17 protein-coding genes are annotated in these 21,783 nt (G+C 56.6%); 12 read left to right on the forward strand and 5 right to left on the reverse strand.

The window, feature by feature from the left end; translation table 11 throughout:
• The first annotated feature begins 21 nt into the window (after nt 1-21).
• The 12 genes from DKB71_RS09150 (at nt 22) to DKB71_RS09205 (ending at nt 15,518) form a co-directional block, all read left to right on the forward strand.
• Nucleotides 22-2,229: a bifunctional prephenate dehydrogenase/3-phosphoshikimate 1-carboxyvinyltransferase gene (locus tag DKB71_RS09150; protein WP_323627814.1), complete on the forward strand. Its 2,208-nt coding sequence runs from the start codon at nt 22-24 to the stop codon at nt 2,227-2,229.
• Nucleotides 2,226-2,915: a (d)CMP kinase gene (gene cmk / locus DKB71_RS09155; protein WP_046819430.1), complete on the forward strand. Its 690-nt coding sequence runs from the start codon at nt 2,226-2,228 to the stop codon at nt 2,913-2,915. Before DKB71_RS09150 ends, cmk begins: the two co-directional genes overlap by 4 nt.
• A gap of 119 nt (nt 2,916-3,034) precedes the next feature.
• Nucleotides 3,035-4,729, forward strand: coding sequence for a 30S ribosomal protein S1 (gene rpsA, locus DKB71_RS09160; RefSeq protein ID WP_274074946.1), 1,695 nt, complete (start codon nt 3,035-3,037; stop codon nt 4,727-4,729).
• Between the two features lie 226 nt (nt 4,730-4,955).
• Nucleotides 4,956-5,237 carry a hypothetical protein gene (locus DKB71_RS09165; protein ID WP_408600117.1) on the forward strand — a complete coding sequence of 94 codons (282 nt, stop codon included), beginning with the start codon at nt 4,956-4,958 and terminating at the stop codon, nt 5,235-5,237.
• A 130-nt stretch (nt 5,238-5,367) separates the two neighbouring features.
• Nucleotides 5,368-5,664 (forward strand): integration host factor subunit beta, encoded by a 297-nt coding sequence (gene ihfB / locus DKB71_RS09170; RefSeq protein ID WP_002554561.1) that lies wholly within the window; start codon nt 5,368-5,370, stop codon nt 5,662-5,664.
• Nucleotides 5,665-5,691: 27 nt separating this feature from the next.
• Nucleotides 5,692-5,931: a lipopolysaccharide assembly protein LapA domain-containing protein gene (locus tag DKB71_RS09175; protein WP_408600118.1), complete on the forward strand. Its 240-nt coding sequence runs from the start codon at nt 5,692-5,694 to the stop codon at nt 5,929-5,931.
• Between the two features lie 692 nt (nt 5,932-6,623).
• Nucleotides 6,624-8,066 (forward strand): mannose-1-phosphate guanylyltransferase/mannose-6-phosphate isomerase, encoded by a 1,443-nt coding sequence (locus tag DKB71_RS09180; protein ID WP_408600119.1) that lies wholly within the window; start codon nt 6,624-6,626, stop codon nt 8,064-8,066.
• A gap of 123 nt (nt 8,067-8,189) precedes the next feature.
• Nucleotides 8,190-9,551 (forward strand): phosphomannomutase, encoded by a 1,362-nt coding sequence (locus tag DKB71_RS09185; protein WP_408600120.1) that lies wholly within the window; start codon nt 8,190-8,192, stop codon nt 9,549-9,551.
• Between the two features lie 2 nt (nt 9,552-9,553).
• The gene (locus DKB71_RS09190; RefSeq protein ID WP_408600121.1) at nt 9,554-10,348 is read left to right on the forward strand and encodes an ABC transporter permease; all 795 of its coding nucleotides are present in this window, start codon (nt 9,554-9,556) and stop codon (nt 10,346-10,348) included.
• On the forward strand, nt 10,345-11,559 hold the full coding sequence (locus DKB71_RS09195; RefSeq protein ID WP_408600122.1) for an ABC transporter ATP-binding protein: 1,215 nt from the start codon (nt 10,345-10,347) through the stop codon (nt 11,557-11,559). Before DKB71_RS09190 ends, DKB71_RS09195 begins: the two co-directional genes overlap by 4 nt.
• On the forward strand, nt 11,559-12,953 hold the full coding sequence (locus tag DKB71_RS09200) for a methyltransferase domain-containing protein (RefSeq protein ID WP_408600124.1): 1,395 nt from the start codon (nt 11,559-11,561) through the stop codon (nt 12,951-12,953). Before DKB71_RS09195 ends, DKB71_RS09200 begins: the two co-directional genes overlap by 1 nt.
• A complete protein-coding gene (locus DKB71_RS09205) occupies nt 12,954-15,518 on the forward strand; it encodes a glycosyltransferase family 4 protein (RefSeq protein WP_408600125.1) in 2,565 nt (854 codons plus the stop codon).
• A gap of 341 nt (nt 15,519-15,859) precedes the next feature.
• Here the strand turns inward: DKB71_RS09205 and DKB71_RS09210 are convergent, their stop codons facing one another.
• From DKB71_RS09210 to DKB71_RS09230, 5 genes are all read right to left on the reverse strand, one after another.
• Nucleotides 15,860-17,710: a hypothetical protein gene (locus DKB71_RS09210; protein WP_408600127.1), complete on the reverse strand. Its 1,851-nt coding sequence runs from the start codon at nt 17,708-17,710 to the stop codon at nt 15,860-15,862.
• 109 nt (nt 17,711-17,819) lie between these two features.
• Nucleotides 17,820-18,752 carry a glycosyltransferase family 2 protein gene (locus tag DKB71_RS09215; protein WP_408600128.1) on the reverse strand — a complete coding sequence of 311 codons (933 nt, stop codon included), beginning with the start codon at nt 18,750-18,752 and terminating at the stop codon, nt 17,820-17,822.
• The gene (locus tag DKB71_RS09220) at nt 18,745-19,149 is read right to left on the reverse strand and encodes a GtrA family protein (protein WP_408600129.1); all 405 of its coding nucleotides are present in this window, start codon (nt 19,147-19,149) and stop codon (nt 18,745-18,747) included. The genes DKB71_RS09215 and DKB71_RS09220 overlap by 8 nt, the downstream gene beginning before the upstream one ends.
• Complete coding sequence (locus DKB71_RS09225; RefSeq protein WP_408600130.1) at nt 19,136-20,071, reverse strand: NAD-dependent epimerase/dehydratase family protein; 936 nt, start codon at nt 20,069-20,071, stop codon at nt 19,136-19,138. The genes DKB71_RS09220 and DKB71_RS09225 overlap by 14 nt, the downstream gene beginning before the upstream one ends.
• Nucleotides 20,068-21,783, reverse strand: a complete 1,716-nt coding sequence (locus DKB71_RS09230; protein ID WP_408600131.1) for a thiamine pyrophosphate-binding protein — start codon at nt 21,781-21,783, stop codon at nt 20,068-20,070. Before DKB71_RS09230 ends, DKB71_RS09225 begins: the two co-directional genes overlap by 4 nt.

The following is a 21,783-nucleotide window of genomic DNA, read 5'->3' on the forward strand; positions in this document are numbered from 1 at the left end:
GCACTGCAATCTGCTGAGCCCATGATCGGACGCCTGGTGGTGGTCGGTCTGGGGTTGATCGGCGGTTCGTTTGCCAAGGGTTTGCGTGAAAGTGGCCTGTGCCGCGAAGTGGTCGGTGTCGATCTCGACCCGCAGTCGCGCAAACTCGCGGTTGAGCTGGGTGTGGTGGATCGCTGCGAAGATGACCTGGCGGTTGCTTGCCAGGGCGCCGACGTGATCCAGTTGGCCGTGCCGATCCTTGCCATGGAAAAAATGCTCGGCCGTCTGGCGGGCATGGACCTGGGGCAAGCGATCCTGACTGACGTCGGCAGCGCCAAGGGCAATGTCGTGCGTGCGGCGTGCGAAGCTTTTGGTGGCATGCCGGCGCGTTTCGTGCCGGGCCACCCGATCGCCGGTTCCGAGCAGAGCGGGGTGGAAGCCTCCAATGCCGAACTGTTCCGTCGCCATAAAGTGATCCTGACACCGCTGGAGCAGACCGATCCGCAGGCCCTGGCCGTGGTCGATCGTCTGTGGCGCGAGTTGGGCGCCGATGTCGAGCACATGCAGGTCGAACGCCACGACGAAGTGTTGGCGGCCACCAGTCATCTGCCGCACTTGCTGGCATTCGGCCTGGTCGACTCGCTGGCCAAGCGCAATGAAAACCTTGAGATCTTCCGTTACGCTGCGGGCGGTTTCCGCGATTTCACAAGAATCGCCGGAAGCGACCCGGTCATGTGGCATGACATCTTCCTCGCCAACCGCGAAGCTGTCCTGCGCACACTCGATACATTTCGCAGCGACCTCGACGCCTTGCGCGACGCGGTCGATGCAGGGGATGGGCACCAATTATTGGGCGTTTTCACTCGCGCCCGGGTTGCCCGCGAGCATTTCAGTAAAATCCTGGCCCGTCGGGCCTATGTGGACGCTATGAATTCCAACGATCTGATTTTCCTGGCTCAACCTGGTGGCCGCCTGTCCGGTCGGATTCGCGTACCAGGTGACAAGTCGATTTCCCACCGTTCGATCATGCTGGGCTCCCTGGCCGAAGGCGTGACTGAAGTCGAAGGCTTCCTCGAGGGCGAAGACGCCCTGGCGACCCTGCAGGCGTTCCGCGACATGGGCGTGGTCATCGAAGGCCCGCACCATGGTCGTGTGACCATTCACGGTGTCGGCCTGCATGGCCTCAAGCCAGCACCGGGACCGATCTACCTGGGCAACTCCGGTACCTCGATGCGCCTGTTGTCCGGCCTGCTGGCGGCACAGGACTTCGACAGCACCCTGACCGGCGACGCTTCGCTGTCCAAGCGCCCGATGAATCGCGTGGCCAACCCGCTGCGTGAAATGGGTGCTGTGATCGAGACCGCCGCTGAAGGCCGTCCGCCGATGACCATTCGCGGTGGTAACAAGCTCAAGGGCCTGACCTACACCATGCCAATGGCCAGTGCCCAGGTTAAATCCTGCCTGCTGCTGGCGGGTCTGTACGCCGAAGGCAAGACCACTGTCACCGAGCCTGCACCGACTCGCGACCACACCGAGCGCATGCTGCGTGGCTTCGGCTACCCGGTCAGCGTCAACGGTGCCACCGCTTCGGTCGAGTCCGGCCACAAGCTGACCGCGACCCACATCGAAGTGCCGGGCGACATCTCGTCGTCGGCGTTCTTCCTGGTGGCCGCGTCGATCGCCGAGGGTTCGGAGCTGGTACTGGAGCACGTCGGCATCAACCCGACCCGCACCGGCGTGATCGACATCCTGCGCCTGATGGGCGCCGACATTACCCTGGAAAACCAGCGTGAAGTCGGCGGCGAGCCAGTGGCGGACCTGCGCGTGCGAGCGGCTAAACTCAAGGGTATCGAGATTCCCGAGGCGCTGGTTCCGTTGGCGATCGACGAATTCCCGGTGCTGTTCGTCGCTGCGGCCTGCGCCGAAGGGCGTACCGTGCTGCGCGGTGCAGAAGAGCTGCGGGTCAAGGAGTCGGACCGGATCCAGGTCATGGCCGATGGCTTGCTGGCGCTGGGCGTCAAGTGTGAACCGACCCCGGATGGCATCATCATCGATGGCGGTTCGATCGGTGGCGGTGAAGTCCATGGTCACGGCGACCACCGGATTGCCATGGCCTTCAGCGTTGCCTCGCTGCGCGCCACTGCGCCGATCCGCATCCATGACTGCGCCAACGTGGCGACCTCGTTCCCCAACTTCCTCGCGCTGTGCGCGCAGGTCGGTATCCGCGTTGCGCAAGAGGCCCAGTCGTGAAGAGCATTGCACCGGTCATCACCATCGATGGGCCAAGCGGCTCGGGCAAAGGCACCATAGCCGGGATCCTGGCCAGGCGCCTGGGCTGGAACCTGCTGGATTCCGGTGCGCTGTACCGCCTGCTGGCATTCGCTGCGCATAACCACGGCGTCGACCTGACCAATGAAGAGTTGCTGAAAAAACTCGCCGCTCATCTGGATGTGCAATTCATCGCGGCGACCGAAGGTCAGCTGCAGCGCATCATCCTGGAGGGTGACGAAGTCAGTGATGTGATCCGTACCGAAAGCGTCGGTTCGGGTGCCTCCCAGGTGGCTGCATTGCCCGCGGTGCGCGAGGCGCTGCTGCAGCGCCAGCGCGCTTTCCAGGAAGCGCCGGGCCTGGTGGCCGATGGTCGCGACATGGGTACCGTGGTATTTCCGGACGCACCGCTGAAGATTTTCCTGACCGCAAGCGCCGAGGAAAGGGCGCGCCGTCGATATTTGCAGTTGAAGGGCAAAGTCGAGGGTGTTAGTCTGTCGAGTCTGCTAGATGAGATACGTGCACGCGATGAGCGTGACACCCAGCGAGCGGTAGCCCCGCTCAAGCCGGCGGCTGACGCCATACAGCTGGATTCCACGGAATTATCCATCGACCAGGTGCTGGAACGCATCATGAGCGAGATCGCCATTCGCGATATCGCCGGGTGACCAAGAAGGCCGCAGGGGACCAGTCATAGTCCTGGGGCGCTTCTTCTAAATGAAACTAACCCACACCGTCTGGGGTGTGGAGATGGGCGTATTCTTCGCCCTCATCAACAGGAATTAAAATGAGCGAAAGCTTTGCGGAACTCTTTGAAGAAAGCCTAAAAACCCTGAACCTTCAGGCAGGCTCCATCATCACCGGTGTTATCGTTGATATCGATTACCAAGCTCGCTGGGTAACCGTTCACGCTGGCCTGAAGTCTGAAGCACTCATCCCGCTTGAGCAGTTCTACAACGACGCTGGCGACCTGACTATCAACGTCGGTGACGAAGTTCACGTTGCGCTGGACTCGGTAGAAGACGGCTTTGGCGAAACCAAGCTGTCCCGTGAAAAAGCCAAGCGCGCTGAATGCTGGATTGTTCTGGAAGCTGCCTTCGCAGCCGAAGAAGTGGTCAAGGGCGTTATCAACGGTAAGGTTAAAGGCGGCTTCACTGTCGACGTTAACGGCATCCGTGCGTTCCTGCCAGGTTCTCTGGTTGACGTCCGTCCAGTGCGCGACACCACGCACCTGGAAGGCAAAGAGCTGGAATTCAAGGTCATCAAGCTGGACCAGAAGCGCAACAACGTTGTCGTTTCCCGTCGTAGCGTCCTGGAAGCCGAGAACTCCGCCGAGCGCGAAGCTCTGCTGGAATCCCTGCAGGAAGGCCAACAAGTCAAAGGTATCGTCAAGAACCTCACCGATTACGGCGCATTCGTCGATCTGGGTGGCGTCGATGGCCTGCTGCACATTACCGACATGGCTTGGAAGCGTATCAAGCATCCTTCCGAAATCGTCAACGTTGGCGACGAGATCGATGTCAAGGTTCTGAAGTACGATCGCGAGCGCAATCGTGTTTCCCTGGGCCTGAAGCAACTGGGCGAAGATCCATGGGTTGCTATCAAAGCCCGTTACCCAGAAAGCACTCGCGTTACCGCTCGTGTAACCAACCTGACCGACTACGGCTGCTTCGCTGAGCTGGAAGAAGGCGTTGAAGGTCTGGTACACGTTTCCGAAATGGACTGGACCAACAAGAACATCCACCCTTCGAAAGTCGTACAAGTCGGCGACGAAGTGGAAGTTATGGTTCTGGACATCGACGAAGAGCGTCGTCGTATCTCCCTGGGCATCAAGCAGTGCAAATCTAACCCATGGGAAGATTTCTCTGGCCAGTTCAACAAGGGCGATAAAATCTCCGGCACCATCAAGTCGATCACCGATTTCGGTATCTTCATTGGTCTGGACGGCGGCATCGACGGCCTGGTTCACCTGTCCGACATCTCCTGGAACGAAGTTGGCGAAGAAGCTGTTCGTCGTTTCAAGAAGGGCGACGAGCTGGACACCGTTATCCTGTCGGTTGACCCAGAGCGCGAGCGCATCTCCCTGGGTATCAAGCAACTGGAAAGCGATCCGTTCTCCGAGTACGTTCAAGAGAACGACAAAGGCGCAATCGTTAAGGGCATCGTGAAAGAAGTTGACGCTAAAGGCGCCATCATCACCCTGGCCGACGATATCGAAGCGACTCTGAAAGCCTCCGAAATCAGCCGTGACCGCGTTGAAGACGCGCGCAACGTTCTGAAAGAAGGCGAAGAAGTAGAAGCCAAGATCATCAGCGTTGACCGCAAGAGCCGCGTAATCCAGCTCTCGATCAAGTCGAAAGACGTTGAAGAAGAGAAAGAAGCGATCCAGAGCCTGCGCGACAAGCCGCAAGCTGGTTCGGATGCTCCAGTAGCCACCACTCTGGGTGACCTGCTGCGTGCACAAATGGAAAAACAGAACTAAGTTCTGACTTTCTGTAAAAAAGGGCGACTTCGGTCGCCCTTTTTTGTGCCTGAAATTTGGCTCACGCCCTGTAGGAGCTGCCGCAGGCTGCGATCTTTTCGGGTAAACCCGAAACATTACCTCACCAAAACTGTCTGTTTCTTTAGCAGGATCAATCGCTTATTTGCAGCTAATCTTAGCTTGGGGTAATCGACGGTCAGGCGCTGTGCCTGGCATAAGGATGTGAATGAAAACGCTCGTAGTCGTGATGGCAGTGCTGGCATTGGCGGGGTGTGCCACCAGTGCAAGAACGCATGCCGTGCGTGGGGTCAGTGGTATCGAGATCGATTGCTCGGGGCTGGGGTCGAGCTGGGAAAGGTGTCAGAAGCGCGCAGCCAAAGAATGCAAAGGTGCAGGCTATACAGTCGTGGCACGGTCCGATGATGCAAAGGAAGAAGAGGAAGATTTTCTCTTCGGCTTCAATCCCGCGGGTTTAGTTACGCGGACGATGCTGGTTATCTGCAGGTGAGTGGATGGGCAGGGCGTTGCACCGCCGGAGGCAGAAAAACAGGGTGCAGGATGGGGGCTGTTCAAATTTGTCAGGGCATGCTAAAACCTTTGAAGCGCTGATCTAGCTGCTTGAAAAAGAAGGGAAAATTATGACGAAGTCGGAGTTGATCGAACGAATTGTCACCCATCAAGGGCTGCTCTCATCAAAGGATGTGGAGCTGGCCATCAAGACCATGCTTGAGCAAATGTCCCAATGCCTGGCCACCGGCGATCGTATCGAGATCCGTGGTTTTGGCAGCTTCTCCTTGCACTACCGCGCTCCGCGCGTAGGCCGCAACCCAAAAACCGGCCAGTCCGTCAGCCTTGACGGTAAATTCGTTCCGCATTTCAAGCCGGGCAAAGAACTGCGCGATCGCGTGAACGAGGATGAGGAGGAGGGGTTTTGATATCAGCAGCACTTCAAGGGGGCGCTGATGCGTAACCTCAAGCGCGTATTGCTCGCGGTATTCGTTCTATTGGTGATTTTGGCGATCCTGGTGTTCGTTCTCGAGAACCAGCAATCGGTTACGCTCCTGTTCCTGGGTTGGGCGGGGCCGCAACTGCCTGTTTCGGTGGTTATGGTGATTGCGTTGTTGGTTGGCATGGTGATCGGTCCCATTATTGGCTGGTTGCTGGCGCGCTCCTCGGGAGCATCGCGCAAGCGCCTTGTTTGATTGCACTGTACATAGTCATCACTCATGGCGTCGTCGGATAGATTTGCAGCGTCGGCGGTCATGACAAAAGCAGAATATTGAAGCGATGCAAGCTCTTGGCGCATTGCTCGATGGCTTCTCCTTGTGCTCCATTCTTCGGCCATATTCCAGTCTGATTACCAGCGTAGAACCGTCCTGGCCATGTCCAATGCTGTGCAGTCGACGCTAATAAACCCCTGCTTCAAGCATCCTGGCTTAACTCAAGAACCAAATTCAGGGAGCGGGACTTCGCTCGATAGTTATCGAAGGTGCTGGATTGATGGGGGCTGATGGTTAATGCTATTTTGCTCGCTCGAAGGAGCAGTATTTATCTGTTTTCAAATGATTTTTTGTCTCCTGTCGGCGCATGAGTTATTAATTCCCAATACTAGCTGTAGAATGGCCAGTAGAAGTATTCGACCCTGGTCCGATGCTGCATTTCGATCTCGATTGGCTTGTTTTTTTTCTTGAGAAAGGTGTCATTACCGAGCAGCCTCCGCAGAGTTGGGGGAGCGTGCAGGAACACCAGAAAAGCGAGTGCAGCTAAGGCTAGAAGGTTGGAACGACTTACAGCTGTCAATCCTGCTAGTGACTATGATGCAGGAATGACTGGACACATAACTGAGCCCCACTTGCTGGTTTCAGCTGCCAGAAGGGGATTAAGGACTTAGAGCATGGAACTGATTCCCGTAATTTTGTCTGGTGGTGTAGGTAGCCGGTTGTGGCCTGTTTCTCGAGAAGCTCATCCCAAGCCGTTCATGGAGCTGCCAGATGGTCAGAATCTGATCCAGAAAACCTTTCTGCGCGCTTCACGCCTGGAAGGGGTTGTGGAGGTTCTAACGGTGACCAACCGTGAGCTCCTGTTCAAGACTGAAGACGAGTACGGTGCGGTCAACAAAGCCAAGCTTGCTCAGGGATTCATTCTGGAACCTTTCGGCCGTAATACAGCTGCTGCCGTTGCCGCTGCTGCGCTCCAACTGGAAGCCACGCATGGCCCGGATGCACAGATGCTGGTGTTGGCTGCCGACCATCTGATCCAGGACGAAAAAGCCTTTGCCGAGGCAGTGCTCAGCGCTACGAAGCTTGCAGCCGAAGGCTGGCTGGTAACGTTCGGTATTCAGCCGACTTATCCTGAAACCGGGTTTGGTTACATTGAAGCGCAAAAGGACGCACCACTGAAGGGTGGTTTGAAGGTTGCGCGCTTCGTTGAAAAGCCAGATCTGAATACAGCACAAAGCTATGTCAGCGCAGGAAACTACTTCTGGAACTCCGGGATGTTCTGTTTCCGGGTGGGCACGGTGCTGGAAGAGTTGCGCCAGCATGCTCCGGAAGTCGTAGAGGCAGTTAGCAGAACGATCGAAGTTTCGCGCCTGACCTCTTCCAACAAGTACCGTTGTCTGGCGCTTGATGCAGACTCGTTTGCGGAAGTTCCAGATATTTCCATTGATTATGCGTTAATGGAGCGTTCGTCCAAAGTGGCTACCGTTCCGTGCGATATCGGTTGGAGCGACATCGGCTCCTGGAATGCGGTCAGTGAATTGACCGACGCTGACGAGAACGGCAACCGATTTGAAGGTGAAGTGCTGTCTCACGGCTCGCGTAACAACTACGTGAACAGTGAGGGCCGCCTGACTGCACTGGTCGGCGTGCAAGACCTGCTAGTGATCGATACACCTGACGCGGTGATGATTGCCCACAAGGATCACGCACAAGACGTAAAACATATCGTCAACCAGCTCAAGGCATCCAGCCACACCGTACATTTGCTCCACCGCACTGTGCACCGTCCTTGGGGTACCTACACGACACTGGAAAACGGTGAGCGCTTCAAGATCAAGCGTATTGTGGTGAAGCCTGGCGCATCCCTGTCACTGCAAATGCATCACCACCGCAGCGAGCACTGGATCGTGGTCAGCGGTACTGCAGTCGTCGTCAACGATCAGAAAGAGTTGATGCTCCATACCAATGAATCGACCTTCATTCGCGCAGGTCACAAACACCGCCTGAAAAACCCGGGTGTGATTGATCTGGTGCTGATCGAAGTGCAGAGTGGCGACTATCTGGGCGAAGACGACATCGTTCGTTTCGAGGACAAGTACGGCCGCTGCGACGCCTGATCCTGGCCTTCCCGCTGGCCCGGCACTTCAATGAGGTGCCGGGCCAGTCTTTGGTGGCAATCCAATGCCAACCTCGTCTTCAAATCGGCGGCTGCTCACCCGGCGCCACATCAAGTGAGATGTATGTACGCACCTATCCAGACTCGTTGCTTCAAAGCCTATGACATCCGTGGCCAAGTGCCCGCCGACCTCAACAAGGATGTTGCCTACCGCATCGGCCGTGCCCTGGTGGCCGAACTTGGCGGACGCACCTACGTGGTCGGGCGCGACATGCGTCTGGAAAGTCCGGATCTGTCCCGCGCCATGATGCTGGGCCTGACCGAAGGCGGTGCCGACGTGATTGACATGGGCCTGTGCGGTACCGAAGAAGTCTACTTCGCCACCAGCCATTACCAAGCCGATGGCGGCATTATGGTCACTGCCAGCCATAACCCCAAGGGTTACAACGGCATGAAGCTGGTGCGTGAGCAGTCCCGCCCGATCAGCGGCGACACCGGCCTCAACGATATTCGCCAGCGCGTGGAAGCCGGCGACCTTGGCGTGCAAGCCACCACGCCAGGCATCGTCCGCGAGGCGTTTGACAAGACCGCCTACATCGATCACCTGCTAACCTACGTAGACCTGTCGGCACTGAAGTCTCTCAAGGTTCTAGCCGACCCCGGCAACGGCGCCGTCGGCCCTGTCCTGGAGCTGCTCAAGGCACGCCTGCCACTGGAAATTACCATCATCAATGGCGAGCCGGATGGCAACTTCCCCAACGGCATCCCCAACCCGCTGCTGCCTGAGAACCGCGACCTGACCCGCCAGGCCGTGCTCGATACCGGTGCCGACATGGGCATCGCTTTCGATGGCGATTTTGACCGCTGCTTCTTCTTCGACAACCAGGGCCGCTTCATCGAAGGCTACTACCTAGTTGGCCTGTTGGCGGAAATGCTGCTGGCCAAGCATCCTGGCGGCAAGATCATCCACGATCCGCGCCTGACCTGGAACACCATCGAACAAGTCGAGGCCGCGGGTGGCGTAGCCATCCAAAGCAAGACCGGCCATGCGTTCATCAAGGAGCGCATGCGCGCCGAAGATGCCGTATACGGCGGTGAAATGAGCGCCCACCACTATTTCCGCGATTTCGCCTACTGCGACAGCGGAAATATCCCATGGCTGCTGGTTGCCGAGCTGATGAGCGTAACCGGCAAGAGCCTCGCCCAACTGGTGGATGAGCGCATTGCCGCCTTCCCGTGCAGTGGCGAAATCAATTACGAGGTCGCCGACGTCAAGGGCGCCATCGAGAAAATTCTCGACTTCTATACGCCGCAGGGCCCGAGCGTCGACCGGACTGACGGTATCAGCGTCGAATTCGCTGACTGGCGCTTCAGCCTGCGTGGTTCGAACACCGAACCGTTGCTGCGCCTGAACGTCGAAAGCCGCGCCGACGAAGCGCTGGTGGCGCAACGTGTCGCTGAAATCACCCGTCTGATACAAGGATAACTATGTTCGGCATGCTCCGGGGCATCTGGGACTACAGAGGCTTCATTCTCACGTCCATCAAGAACGAGTTCATTTCGCGGTTCGCGCGCAGCAAGTTGGGCGGGTTGTGGATGATCATCCATCCCCTGGCACAGGTAGCCATTTATGCGCTGATTCTGTCCAATGTCCTCGGTGCGCGACTGCCGGGCATCGAGAACAAGTACGCCTACGCGTTGTACCTGATTGCCGGCATCCTGGCCTGGAACCTGTTCGCCGAGATTATCGGGCGCTGCCTGACGGTGTTCATCGACCAGGGTAACCTGATGAAGAAGATGCGCTTTCCGCGTATCGCGCTGCCATTGATCGTGGTGGGTTCGTGCCTGCTCAACAACTTGCTGCTGTTCGCCGCGGTGATGATCATCTTCGCCGTGCTGGGTCACGCGCCCAACGTGCAGATGCTGTGGCTGCTACCTCTGACCCTGGCGGTGGTGGCCCTAGCGGTTGGCATTGGCCTAGTGCTGGGCGTGTTGAACGTCTTCCTGCGCGATATCGGCCAGGTGGTCCCGATCATCATGCAGGTGTGGTTCTGGTTCACCCCAATCGTCTATTCGGTGAACATCGTGCCTGATTACCTCAAGGGTACGCTGGACGCCAATCCGATGTATCCGATCGTTTCTGCCTACCATAACGTTCTGGTCTACAAAGTTGCCCCCAACCTGGCCGAAATTGGAGGGATCTTCGTAGTTGCCCTCTGCCTCATGGTGCTGGGATTATTCCTGTTTCGCCGGGCCTCCGCGGAAATGGTGGACTCCCTATGACTCTTCTGTCCGTCAACAATGTCGGCAAGGCCTACCGCAGCTACCGCTCGGAATGGCAGCGTATCGCCCGCTGGTTCTATCTGCCGGTCAAGGCCAGCAGTGAGCACTGGGTGCTCAAACACATCAGTTTCAATATCCAGGCCGGCGAAGCCATCGGCCTGGTCGGTCAGAACGGCGCCGGTAAGTCGACCCTGCTGAAAATGATCACCGGCACCCTGCAGCCCACCGAAGGCAGGGTGCACGTCAATGGCCGCATCGCGGCCATCCTGGAGCTGGGCATGGGCTTCAATGGCGAACTCACCGGTCGCCAGAACGTTTACCACGCAGCCGGCCTGATGGGTTTCAATACCGAGCAGATCGACAGTGTGATCGCCGATATCGAAGATTTTGCCGAAATCGGCGATTACTTCGACCAGGCAGTGCGCACCTACTCGAGCGGCATGCAGATGCGGGTAGCGTTCTCTGTGGCGACCGCGTTCCGCCCAGAAATCCTCATTATCGATGAGGCCCTGTCAGTGGGGGACAGCTACTTCCAGCACAAGAGTTTCGGCCGCATCAAAGAGTTTCAGAAAGCCGGCACTACCCTGCTGATCGTCTCTCATGACCGTGGTGCCATCCAGGCCCTTTGCAACCGCGCGATCCTGATCGATGGCGGCACCGTCATCAAGGACGGCCCGCCTGAGGAGGTGATGGATTACTACAACGCCATCATTGCCCAGAAGGAGAATGCCACTGTCGAGGTGCAGACCTTGGCCGACGGCCTGGTCCAGACACGGTCGGGCAGTGGCAAGGCGAGCATCAACAGCGTGGCCCTATATAACGCCGACGGTGCGCCGGTCGAGTACATCTCGGTAGGTGAAGAGGTTTGCTTGAGCATCCAGGTCAAAATCAATACGCCTCTGCCAGAGCTGGTGGTGGGGTATGTGATAAAGGATCGACTTGGTCAGGATGTATTCGGTACCAATACCCATCATCTGAAGTGTCAGCGTACCGACCTGCGCGAAGGTGAATTGCTGACCTATCGCTTCCGCTTCCTGGCCAACATGGGAGTGGGGTCTTATTCGGTAGCTATCGCGTTGCATGCCAGCGATACCCATATTGCCGATAACTATGAGTGGCGTGACCTTGCGTTGCTGTTCAACGTTGTGAACATGTCCGAGAAAACCTTCGTTGGCCTCGCGTGGATCCCGCCGACCGTGGAGTGCAAGTAATGAATGCTGGTTTCTACAGGGCTTTCGAGGATCGCTACCGTGGCTCGAGGGAGTTGATCACGCAGCGGTTGGAAGTGTATCTACCGTTTCTTGAGCCGCTGAAGTCGATTTTTGACGACTACCCCGTGCTCGATATTGGCTGCGGTCGGGGAGAATGGCTGCAGCTATTGATGCGCGAAGGCTATGCCCCGGTTGGCGTTGACCTGGATGATGGCATGCTCGAAGGCTGCAAAGCTTTGCAGTTGCCCGCTCACAAGGATGATGCCCTCAACGCCCTGCGCAAGCTCGACGATTGTAGCCAGGTAGCGGTCAGTGGCTTTCACATCGCCGAGCACGTTCCGTTCTCGGTGTTGGAGGAGTTGGTTGCAGAGGCGCTCAGGGTACTGCGCCCGGCGGGGATGCTCATTCTTGAAACACCAAACGTCGAAAACGTGATGGTCGGCACCAGCAACTTTTACCTCGACCCGACCCATGAGCGGCCGCTACCGAATCAGTTGCTGTCGTTCCTCACCGAGCATGCAGGGTTTGCACGCTCCAAGGTGGTGCGCCTGCAGGAGTCACATGAACTTCATGATGAACAACGCAAAATTGGTGTGCGAGATGTGTTGTGCGGTGCCAGTCCCGACTATGCTGTGATCGCACAAAAACAAGGGGAGCCTTCGGTGATGAATGCGTTCAAGGTGGTGTTCGACGGGGCCTATGGTGTTTCGCTCGATCAGTTGGCCGAGCGATTCGATCAGGCATTGGAAGCACGATTGGCCAAACTGGAAGACAAGCTGGATTGCGTCAGGACTCCTCATCTCGATTCTGCTCAGGTTGCGGGAGTGGACGGCCTAAATCAGCTTCAGGCCTTGCAGTTGGTTGCGGAACAGGAGAGGCATGAAGCTGCGATGGCGGTAATGCATCGGCAATTTGGCGCGATGCAGGAACGTCTCAAACAGGCACAGTCCAGTGCAGACGCATCGACACGAGAGCTTGATCAAGCGCTCCAGAGTTGCCATCAACAGTATCTGCGTGCATTGGCTGCCGAGCAGCAATTGCAGGAAATGCGCATGAGTACGTCCTGGCGAATCGCCGCGCCGCTGCGCTGGTTCGGACGTCTGCTGCAGTGGCCGACCCAGTATGGCAAGATGTCGCTGCGTCAGGCTTTGCGCCGTGCCGCGCCTCATGCTCGCCTTTGGGTGGGGCGGCGCCCGGCAATTCGACGCCTGGCATCATCCGTAATGAATCGCAGCCCATGGCTTGCAGGAAAGGTGCGCAACCTGCTTGCACCCGACCCGGTAGCCACCGCAAGCGACCTGCAGCACGGCGTGATCGATCACGCACCGTTGACCCCACGAGGCCGCGCCATCGAGAGCGCACTCCAAGCAGCACTGAAGAAGGGCCAGAACTAAATGCGTATTGTAATTGACATGCAAGGCGCGCAAACCGAAAGTCGCTTCAGAGGTATTGGCCGTTACAGCGTGTCCTTGGCTCAGGGCATCGTGCGTAATCGCGGCGAGCACGAGGTCTATCTCGTGCTCAACGGCATGCTCAGCGAAGGTATCGAGGCCATTCGGGGCGCCTTCGTCGACCTGTTGCCGCAAAGCCACATCCGTGTCTGGTACGCCGAAGGGCCGGTCGCTGGTATCGACCCCGCCAATAACAGCCGGAATGAAGTGGCTAAATACATCCGCCAGGCCTGCATCGATGAGCTGCAGCCTGATGTAGTGCACATCACCAGCGCGGTCGAGGGATTCATTGATGACGCGGTCATTGGCGAACCGCCGTCGAACAGCCGCGCCATCGTCAGCGCCACGCTGTACGACCTGATTCCGCTCACCAACCCCAAGCAGTATCTGGATCACGCTGGATACAAGCAGTACTACATGGGTATCGTCGGCTCGTTCAAGGACCATGGGGTGCTGCTGGCGATTTCCGAGTGCGCGCGTCAGGAAGCGCTGTCGCTGCTGCCGTTGGAGCAAGACAGGGTATTTAACGTTTCGGGTGCCGCCGACGAGATTTTCCGGCCAGTCGAACTGACGGGCGATGCCCGCAACGCGCTGAATAGCAAGTTCGGCCTGCGTGATGCGTTCGTACTATACTCCGGCGGTGCCGATGAGCGTAAGAACCTCAGCCGACTGATCGTCGCTTTTGCCAAGGTCAAGCAGCAGTTGGGTGATATCCAGCTGGTCTTCGCCGGCAAGATGTCCCAGCATATCATCGACCGTTACCGCGCAGAAGCATTGGCGCAAGGCCTGGGTGTAAGCGATCTGGTATTCACAGGCTTCATTACCGACGATGAGCTGGTGGCGTTGTACAACACCTGCCGGCTCTACGTCTTCCCGTCGTGGCATGAGGGCTTCGGCCTGCCGCCGCTGGAAGCGATGAAGTGCGGTGCGCCGGTGATCGGCGCAAATACCTCCAGCGTGCCTGAGGTGATTGGCTGGGAGGAGGCAACCTTCGACCCGCTCGATATCGAGTCCATCGCCCAGAAGATGCACCAGGCGCTGGTCGACGACGAGTTCCGCGCCACCATGACCCGCCATGGTCTGGAGCGCGCCAAGCTGTTCTCCTGGGACTTTACTGGTAAGGCTGCCATTGCGGCCTTCGAGCAAATACTGCAGTGCCGCGAGGACGTGACGGCGGCGGTCTCTGAAGACCAGCCTACCGAGCATCGTATCCAGGCGCTGGCCGAAGCTCTGGGCACTTCCGGCCACCTGGCCAATGGCGGCATCGACATCACCCGGCTGGCCAAAGCTATCGATTACTCGCTACAAGGGCCGGCGGGCAAGCCAAAGCTCTTGGTGGATATCTCGCAGCTATGCAGGCACGACGGTAAAAGCGGCATCCAGCGTGTGGTGCGCAGCATCCTGTTGGAGTGGCTGAGCAACCCACCTGAGGGCTACATTGTCACGCCTGTGTACGCCAAGGTGGAAGAGCCCTTTTACCGCAACGCAGCGCGATTTACCGCACAGTTCCTGGGTAAAGAGCCGACGGCTGAAGACGTGGACGAGGCGATAAGTTACCAGGCCGGGGATTCCTACATCTGTCTCGACCTGCTGCTGGACGTTCTCCCGCAAAAGCAGCCGTATCTCGACAGAATGCGGGCGCACGGCGTGAACATGTTCTTCGTGGTCTACGATCTGCTCATTCTGCAGATGCCGCACTTCTTCTCGGACCATTTGCATCCGCACTACGTCAACTGGATCAATGCGATCGCGCGTTACGACGGGGCGGTTTGCATTTCCCATGCGGTCGCCGAGGAACTGCGCGAGTGGATGGACGAAAATGCCCCAGTACGTGAACGGCCGTTCCGCATCGGCGTGTTCCATTTGGGTGCAGACATCGATCAGTCGTTGCCTTCGACCGGTATTCCTGAAGACCCGGCGATGCGTATCGAAGCACTGCAGCCGAACCCCACCTTCCTGATGGTCGGTACCTTGGAGCCGCGCAAGGGCCATACCCAAGCGCTTGATGCTTTCGAGGCGCTCTGGGCATCCGGTGTACAGGCGAATCTAGTGATCGTTGGCAAGCATGGCTGGCTGGTCGATAACCTGGCGGAACGTCTAGCCAACCATCAGGAGTGGGGCAAGCGCCTGCTCTGGCTAGATGGTGCGAGCGACGAGTACCTCGAGCACCTCTATCAGCAGTCCGACTGCCTGCTGGCCGCTTCGTACGGTGAAGGTTTTGGCTTGCCGTTGATCGAGGCTGCACAGAAAGGTTTGCCAATACTCGCTCGTGATCTGCCAGTGTTCAGGGAGGTGGCCGGTGATCATGCTCTATATTTCACTGGCTTCAATCCTCAGGACATGGCTGCCGGGATCCGGCAGTGGCTCGAGCTTAACGCGTCTCGCATCCATCCAGTGTCGACCGCGATGCCATGGATAACCTGGAAACAAAGCGCCGCCCAGTTGTTGAGCAGCATAAACGAACTGCAGAGCTTGCCATCAAGGCGGAGTGTAGAACTCGTAGAGTGATTTTGACCGACTCATAATAATGGGCCCTCAAGCAAAAGGCATGAGGGCCCTTTTTATTTTCAGAGTATTGCTCGATGGTTGAGCGACGATTGGCTGATCAAGAAAGTAGTTTACGCAGAATGACGGAAGGTTCAGCGGCTATGAAGCGGAGTCGAGCACCAACATCGTTCATATCTGCTGCGCATGGATCGCACCGAAACCAGAGTTGGAAAGCCAATTTAGCAATCTGCCGGACGGAGCACTGTGATCCCAGTGCCCCTGTTACGACAACGTTTATCTTTAAGCGTTGCAGCAACAAAAATGTATCTAGATGCTCATAGCCTTACTACACATGAAAAACTTCAATGCAGGGCATTCAATGTAAGTGTTTTAACACCTATGCCAAGAACCCGAGCATCTGCCGACTGTCCAATTTGAGCAGGCGATACGGACGCAGGTGATTTGAACACGATATGTAACGAGCCATCTTTAATTAGGTCCTGAGGGATTACTGCCTCACGCGTGCCGATGGGCGCGCTCAAGTCAAAGGTCCACGTGGCAATTTCGGTACCGTTCGCTTCAGCGACAACTGTCTGGGTTGGATGCTGTTGGGTTAAATACGCCATGCCATCAACAACTAATTTATAGGCGCTGGGTGGCACGCTCAGAAGTATTGAGCCACTGACATTGCCAAGTGACCATGAGCCCCATTCTTCAGCGCCACCCCATCCATTTGATGCGTACTGCCAAGCATTGCCGCCGGGAGAGAAGCTGAGTTTTTCGCCCGGAAGATATCTAGCCAAGCATGAAGGGTTTACAACCACATATGCTGAAGTTTCGGAAAGCTTTGCATCGCATATCTTGGCTATGTAGGGGGTGCGTCGCATCATTACATGCCCCGCACCTTCTTTGATGGAAGCACCGCCTTGCCATGAAATTGCGCGCGGATCAAATGCATGCTGAAACGCTGTCAGGGAAATCATTACATTCGCCATAAGAGGGAGCGTGTCGTCGTCGAATACCGTATTGCCAGGGGTGAAGTCAGCCAGTTGATATTCTGCAGCGTGATTCGCAGATGACAATGCCTTGACGATTGGCGCGACAGGCGTATTGAACCCCTTTAGAACGAAGATCGAGGCGCATCCTGCTATGATCGGTACCACTATGCTCGGGGTCAGACCTGACTTGCGTGTCGGGAAATAGGATGCAATTACACGAACCGCATTCATCATGCCGAGTGTTAAAACAATAAACATGTGCTTCTTGACGGCGTACATGGAGCCGTCACCATGCAATTTCAAAAGTGCGTATTGAAGGATGGCCAATCCGGCCGCAGCTACTGCTGCGGATCCGAGGATCGCATCGACATATCCGGCTTTTCCAAGCCAGTATTGACGCAGATTCCAAGTGCCTATGGCCGCACAAATAACGGCAACCATCAAAGTGGAGCTATAGCTAAAGTGCAGATAACCGTCATTGCTCGAAATTTCGCGCATTACTTTGAATGCAGGATTAGTCAAAATAATCGTTGCGGAGCCGACGACAAGCAGCGCGAGACTAGCAGAGTGCCTAGTGCGTGGAAACGCATTATTTCCCCAGCGATGCCACAGCTGGAATGCCATCAGTGCACATCCTGCAGCAAGTACATGAATCGCTACTAGCGGTTGGATCCATATCGTAATTTGACCGGCAATCAGGAACGAAACGGTTTGCTTCCAGTTTTCCTGATGTTTTGATACCCACAGTAGCGTGCCGAAAAACATCACATCGGCGACAAGCTGGGGGTAGAAAAAGTTAGTGACGACTTCCCAGCCTACGATAGAGCGGGTAAGCATAAGCAGTAGAAAAGCGAGTGCTAGCAAGAATACATGCGTCGGTGATTGTGCTCCAACCAGGATCGTGATCAGAACGTAGCAAATATAGAGTGACATGATCGTGACGATCGTGATTCCCACGAGCCCCGATCCTCCGATCCATCCTATGATTGTCGCCATCCAATGAGCTACCGGAGGATAGAGCGCCATAGCGCCGATGCGCTCAAGGGAGCCGCTTCGAACACTGGCATGCTTAGTCAGTTCATCGACCAGAAGAAAATGCTGGACCAGGTCAAAGCTGGTGGTCTGAATGTAGCGGGCGAACCAAAATGTCAAAAAAGAAAGAACGCATACGCCAAGCAGGTAGTTGCTCGCCTTGAGATCTAGTTTGTTGTTCATTGTTTAAGCCTTTTTGGGCAATTGCGTTCCGGAATGGAGTTTCGGCAGTGACGAGATTGGCGCCAGACAGGGTGAGCAGTATGTAATCAATACTCTGTGTCTGGGCGGCTCAGTCAAAGTTCACGCGTTCTGCTTCAACAACAAGGGGCATGTTGCGCATCTGGGTGTGAACCGATCCGAGATATTCCCCTAGCATTCCAAGAAACAGGATCTGTACTGAACTGAAGAAGAACAGCGAGATCAGCAATGGCGCGATACCTATCTGGAACGAGTTCCAGAACATTAGCTTGGCGATCAGGAAGCCAAAGGCAGCCAGCAGGCTCAGGCCGGCGAGTAAAGCCCCACCCATCACCATCAGCCGCAACGGCACCTTGGAATGGTTGGTGATGCCGAGCATCGCGATGTCATAAAGCGTGTAGAAGTTATTCTTGGTGATACCGCGCTGACGCCTTGGTTGCTTGAACGGTACCGTGGCGATCGGAAATCCGATTTCGCACAGCAGGCCGCGGAAATACGGATATGGGTCGTCGATCTTCTTCAGGATATCCAGCACAGCCCGGTCAAACAGGCCGGCACCGGTGGCGTTCTGGACCAGCGGCACTTCGGAGATGCGTGTGACGAAGCGATAGTAGGCTCGCCGCATCAGGAACATCAGGCGGGATTCCTCGCTCTCAGGCTTGACCGCCATCACCGTCTTGAAGCCTTCTTCCCACTTCTTGACGAACTCTTCGATCATCTCTGGCGGGTCTTGCAAGTCGGAGGCGATCAGCACGGCGGCGTCGCCATTGGCCTGTAGCAAGGCATGGTAAGGCGAACGAATATGGCCGAAGTTGCGGGCATTGAAAATCAGCTTGACCCGCTTGTCTTGTGCAGCCAGGGCGCGCAGTTTGGCGTGGCTGTTATCGGTGGAGCAGTTGTCGATGAAAATATGTTCGTAGTCATAGTCAAGGCGTGACATTACCTCAACGATGCGCTGGTACAGCTCATCAATGTTGGCTTCTTCGTTGTAGCAGGGTGTCACTATGCTGATAAGCTTACGCATATTTAAAAACGAACCTGTTATTAATGACGAATGAAAGTAAGGCCATTGGCACGATCAAGGCCAAGCCAGCCAAGTAAGGGTCGACACCCAGTAATTTAAGCGCCGCAATGCCTGCCACATTGGCGCCATAGACGACGCCATAGCCAGCAACGAACCTGAAAATCAACTTGTTGTTCTTCGAGCAGAATACAAGGGCACCGGTGCTTTTGAAATTGAAGGCTATGCCTAATATCGTGGCGAGTAGCAACGCCGTACTGTAGTGCAGCCCGAGGTAGAGAAAACTAGCAAAACAGCCATAACCGAACGCCGCATTCATCACCCCCACCAACAGGAATCTGAACAGTTTTACTTGCAGAAGCCTGTGCAGGATGGAAGGCGCCTTTTTAGTCTCTTGCATTCAGCTGCTGCCTGATTTCACGCAAGACACCACTTAGTGAAGAGTCGTTGGGTACATAGCCAAACAGTTGCCCGGCCTTGCGATTGTGCGAATAGTAATGGGCCTTGGGACCTGTGGCATTGACCCTTGCCTGGTCACCCGTAACTGTGAATTGCAGGCCGAACTGCTCGCTTAATGCCGTCAGCAGCTCAAACTTTCCGATGGGGGCCTGGCTGTAGCAATCGACCACGTCGTTGCACGCTGGCGATTGCAGGATCCGGTCAATCAGTTGCAGGAAGTCGGCGGGGGTGAGGTAGTCCCGGAACATGTCATCGGGTGCCACCTCCAGCACTGTGCCCGCTTGCAGTGCACGCAGAATGTCGCTGAGGAAGAAGCGAGCCTCTTCAGCCTGGCGGTGGCTGAAGTAACTGAACACTCTCACATCGGTAATGGCGGCCTCAGGCAGCGCTCGATGGCGGCACTCGGCCTGGAATTTGGCCGCACCATACCAGTCCTGCGGCTTTAGCCCATTGATCGCGAATATCGCCTTTGTGTCCTGGGTTACAGGGGTTTCAAAGTTAGTACCGTATGCAGCGCCGCTACTCAGGTAGATGTATCTGCACTGAGGATGGTTTTTCAGGTATTCCAAGGCAAGGTTGTCATACAGCTCGGTGACGGTGAAGATATCCTTGCCCATCTGTACGGCCCGGGCGGGATCACCAACGCCAACAAAGTTGATGATCGCATCGAACTCGCAGCTGACATCGAAGCCGGAGTAGTCGAGCACGGGAAAATCCTTGCGCTCGGCAATGGCCCGCAGTTCGGCATCTAGCGCGCCCGGTGCGCGCACGAACAGGTTGCACTCATAATCAGTCTGTTTAGCGATGCTTGCTACCAGGTCTTTGGCGATATGACTGCTCGCCCCAAGGATTGCAAGCTTCATTTACCCAAATCCAGCAGCGGCGACTGCTCATCGATTGGACGGCCAAACTCCAGGCGCGGCCGGCATTCCCGCGCATCTGGCATCATGACCTCTATGAGCATGGGTTTGTCGTTGGCAAGAAACTCGGCCACAGCGGCTTTGAATGCCGGCAAGGTGACAACACTTAGCGAATATATGCCATACGCAGCGCCAAGGGCCTTGAACTGCGAGGTATAGCCGTCCCAGTAAGTCGAGGAGTTACGGCCCTCAAAGTACATTTCCTGGAAGCCGCGGACCATTCCCAGCGAGTGATTGTTCAGTACGATAGTCAGGATCGGCAACTGATCGCGGGCAATGATGTCCAGTTCCTGGATATTGAGCTGGGCGCCGCCGTCGCCGGTGATCACAACAACCGGTTTGTTACCTGCGATGCTGGCGCCCACGGCGGCAGGGATTGCGAAACCCATAGTGCCCAGGCCACCGGAGTGGTGCATGGCTTGGCCGGGGCTCAGGCGCAAGGTATGCGCGGCCCACATCTGGTTATTACCAACGTCGGCAACATAGTCAAGTGCACGGTCTGCGGTCAGGTTGTTGAGGTTTTTCAGCAGCTTGAAAGGGCTGATGGCCCACTCCGTGTACTCATCGACGAACGATTGCTCGAAGATCTGCGCCAGATGCGCGCGCCAGGCCGCCGGAGCGGGTTGCAACTTGGCTGCATGAGCGATGAAGTCGGCTAACACGGCTTCCAGGTCGGCATGGATCGACTCTTGGGCCTTGACTCTGTTGTCCAGTTGGGCGGCATCCAGATCGAACTGGATGATATGCGCATTCGCAGCAAACGTTTCGGTTTTGGCCCCGGTCTGGCGCACGTCCATGCGGCTACCGAACACCACCAGCAGATCGCAGTGCTGGACGGCATGGTTGGCTGCGCGGGTGCCATAGGCTCCGAGCATGCCGAGGTAGTGTTCGCTTGCCGTGAGTTTTTCAGCGCCTTTCAGGCTGGCGACATGGGGGATGCCCAGTTTGCCAACCAGGCTCAGCCATTGGCTGAACAAAGGGCTGTTTACTGCGCCACCGCCGATCAGGAATACCGGTTTTTGAGCCTTGGCCAGTGCAGCCCAGACGTCGCTAAACGAGGCGTGCTGCTCGGCAGCAGGCGTCGTTTCATTGGTCCAGGCGTTCAATAATTGGTCCAGCACCGCCTCATCGATCTCGGCGCGCTGGATGTCCATGGGTATGTCTAGCAGGACAGGCCCCGGACGGCCTTCCCGAGCGATGCGGATCGCTTTGAGAAGGCAGGGAATCAGTTCGTCGACATGGGTGACCTGGTGAGCATACTTGGTGATGCTGCTCACCAGGGCAACGCTGTCGAGCTCCTGGAAGCCCTGCTGGCGAATGGGGCGGTTGCCCTTCAGTTCATGCGTGTTGACCTGCCCGGTGAGGAACAGGCACGGATGACTATCCAGCCAGCAGTCGGCAATGCCGGTGATCAGATTGGTGGCACCAGGTCCACTTGTACCCAGTGCCACACCCATGACCTTGTGATGAGTCGCGCGTGCGACAGCAGATGCAGCAAAGGCAGCGCCTTGCTCATGGTGCATTGATACCAACTTGGTCTTTCCGAGCAAGTTAATGCTGTCCACCAGATGGGCAATCATTCCACCGATGAGCTCAAAACCATACAGGACGTTATTGTCTGCAAGTACTTTTGCTACTGCATCCGAAGCTTTCAT

The organism is Pseudomonas sp. PLMAX (genome assembly GCF_046042685.1).
GTDB classification, from domain to species: domain Bacteria; phylum Pseudomonadota; class Gammaproteobacteria; order Pseudomonadales; family Pseudomonadaceae; genus Aquipseudomonas; species Aquipseudomonas putida_AE.

Coding starts and splice junctions, on each gene's coding strand:
- DKB71_RS09195 (WP_408600122.1), top strand. CDS start 10,345: ATGACTCTTCTGTCCGTCAACAATGTCGGCAAGGCCTACCGCAGCTAC.
- DKB71_RS09180 (WP_408600119.1), top strand. CDS start 6,624: ATGGAACTGATTCCCGTAATTTTGTCTGGTGGTGTAGGTAGCCGGTTG.
- DKB71_RS09220 (WP_408600129.1), bottom strand. CDS start 19,149: ATGCAAGAGACTAAAAAGGCGCCTTCCATCCTGCACAGGCTTCTGCAA.
- DKB71_RS09215 (WP_408600128.1), bottom strand. CDS start 18,752: ATGCGTAAGCTTATCAGCATAGTGACACCCTGCTACAACGAAGAAGCC.
- DKB71_RS09185 (WP_408600120.1), top strand. CDS start 8,190: ATGTACGCACCTATCCAGACTCGTTGCTTCAAAGCCTATGACATCCGT.
- DKB71_RS09225 (WP_408600130.1), bottom strand. CDS start 20,071: ATGAAGCTTGCAATCCTTGGGGCGAGCAGTCATATCGCCAAAGACCTG.
- DKB71_RS09210 (WP_408600127.1), bottom strand. CDS start 17,710: ATGAACAACAAACTAGATCTCAAGGCGAGCAACTACCTGCTTGGCGTA.
- DKB71_RS09175 (WP_408600118.1), top strand. CDS start 5,692: ATGCGTAACCTCAAGCGCGTATTGCTCGCGGTATTCGTTCTATTGGTG.
- DKB71_RS09165 (WP_408600117.1), top strand. CDS start 4,956: ATGAAAACGCTCGTAGTCGTGATGGCAGTGCTGGCATTGGCGGGGTGT.
- DKB71_RS09200 (WP_408600124.1), top strand. CDS start 11,559: ATGAATGCTGGTTTCTACAGGGCTTTCGAGGATCGCTACCGTGGCTCG.
- DKB71_RS09190 (WP_408600121.1), top strand. CDS start 9,554: ATGTTCGGCATGCTCCGGGGCATCTGGGACTACAGAGGCTTCATTCTC.
- DKB71_RS09150 (WP_323627814.1), top strand. CDS start 22: ATGATCGGACGCCTGGTGGTGGTCGGTCTGGGGTTGATCGGCGGTTCG.
- rpsA (WP_274074946.1), top strand. CDS start 3,035: ATGAGCGAAAGCTTTGCGGAACTCTTTGAAGAAAGCCTAAAAACCCTG.
- DKB71_RS09230 (WP_408600131.1), bottom strand. CDS start 21,783: ATGAAAGCTTCGGATGCAGTAGCAAAAGTACTTGCAGACAATAACGTC.
- DKB71_RS09205 (WP_408600125.1), top strand. CDS start 12,954: ATGCGTATTGTAATTGACATGCAAGGCGCGCAAACCGAAAGTCGCTTC.
- ihfB (WP_002554561.1), top strand. CDS start 5,368: ATGACGAAGTCGGAGTTGATCGAACGAATTGTCACCCATCAAGGGCTG.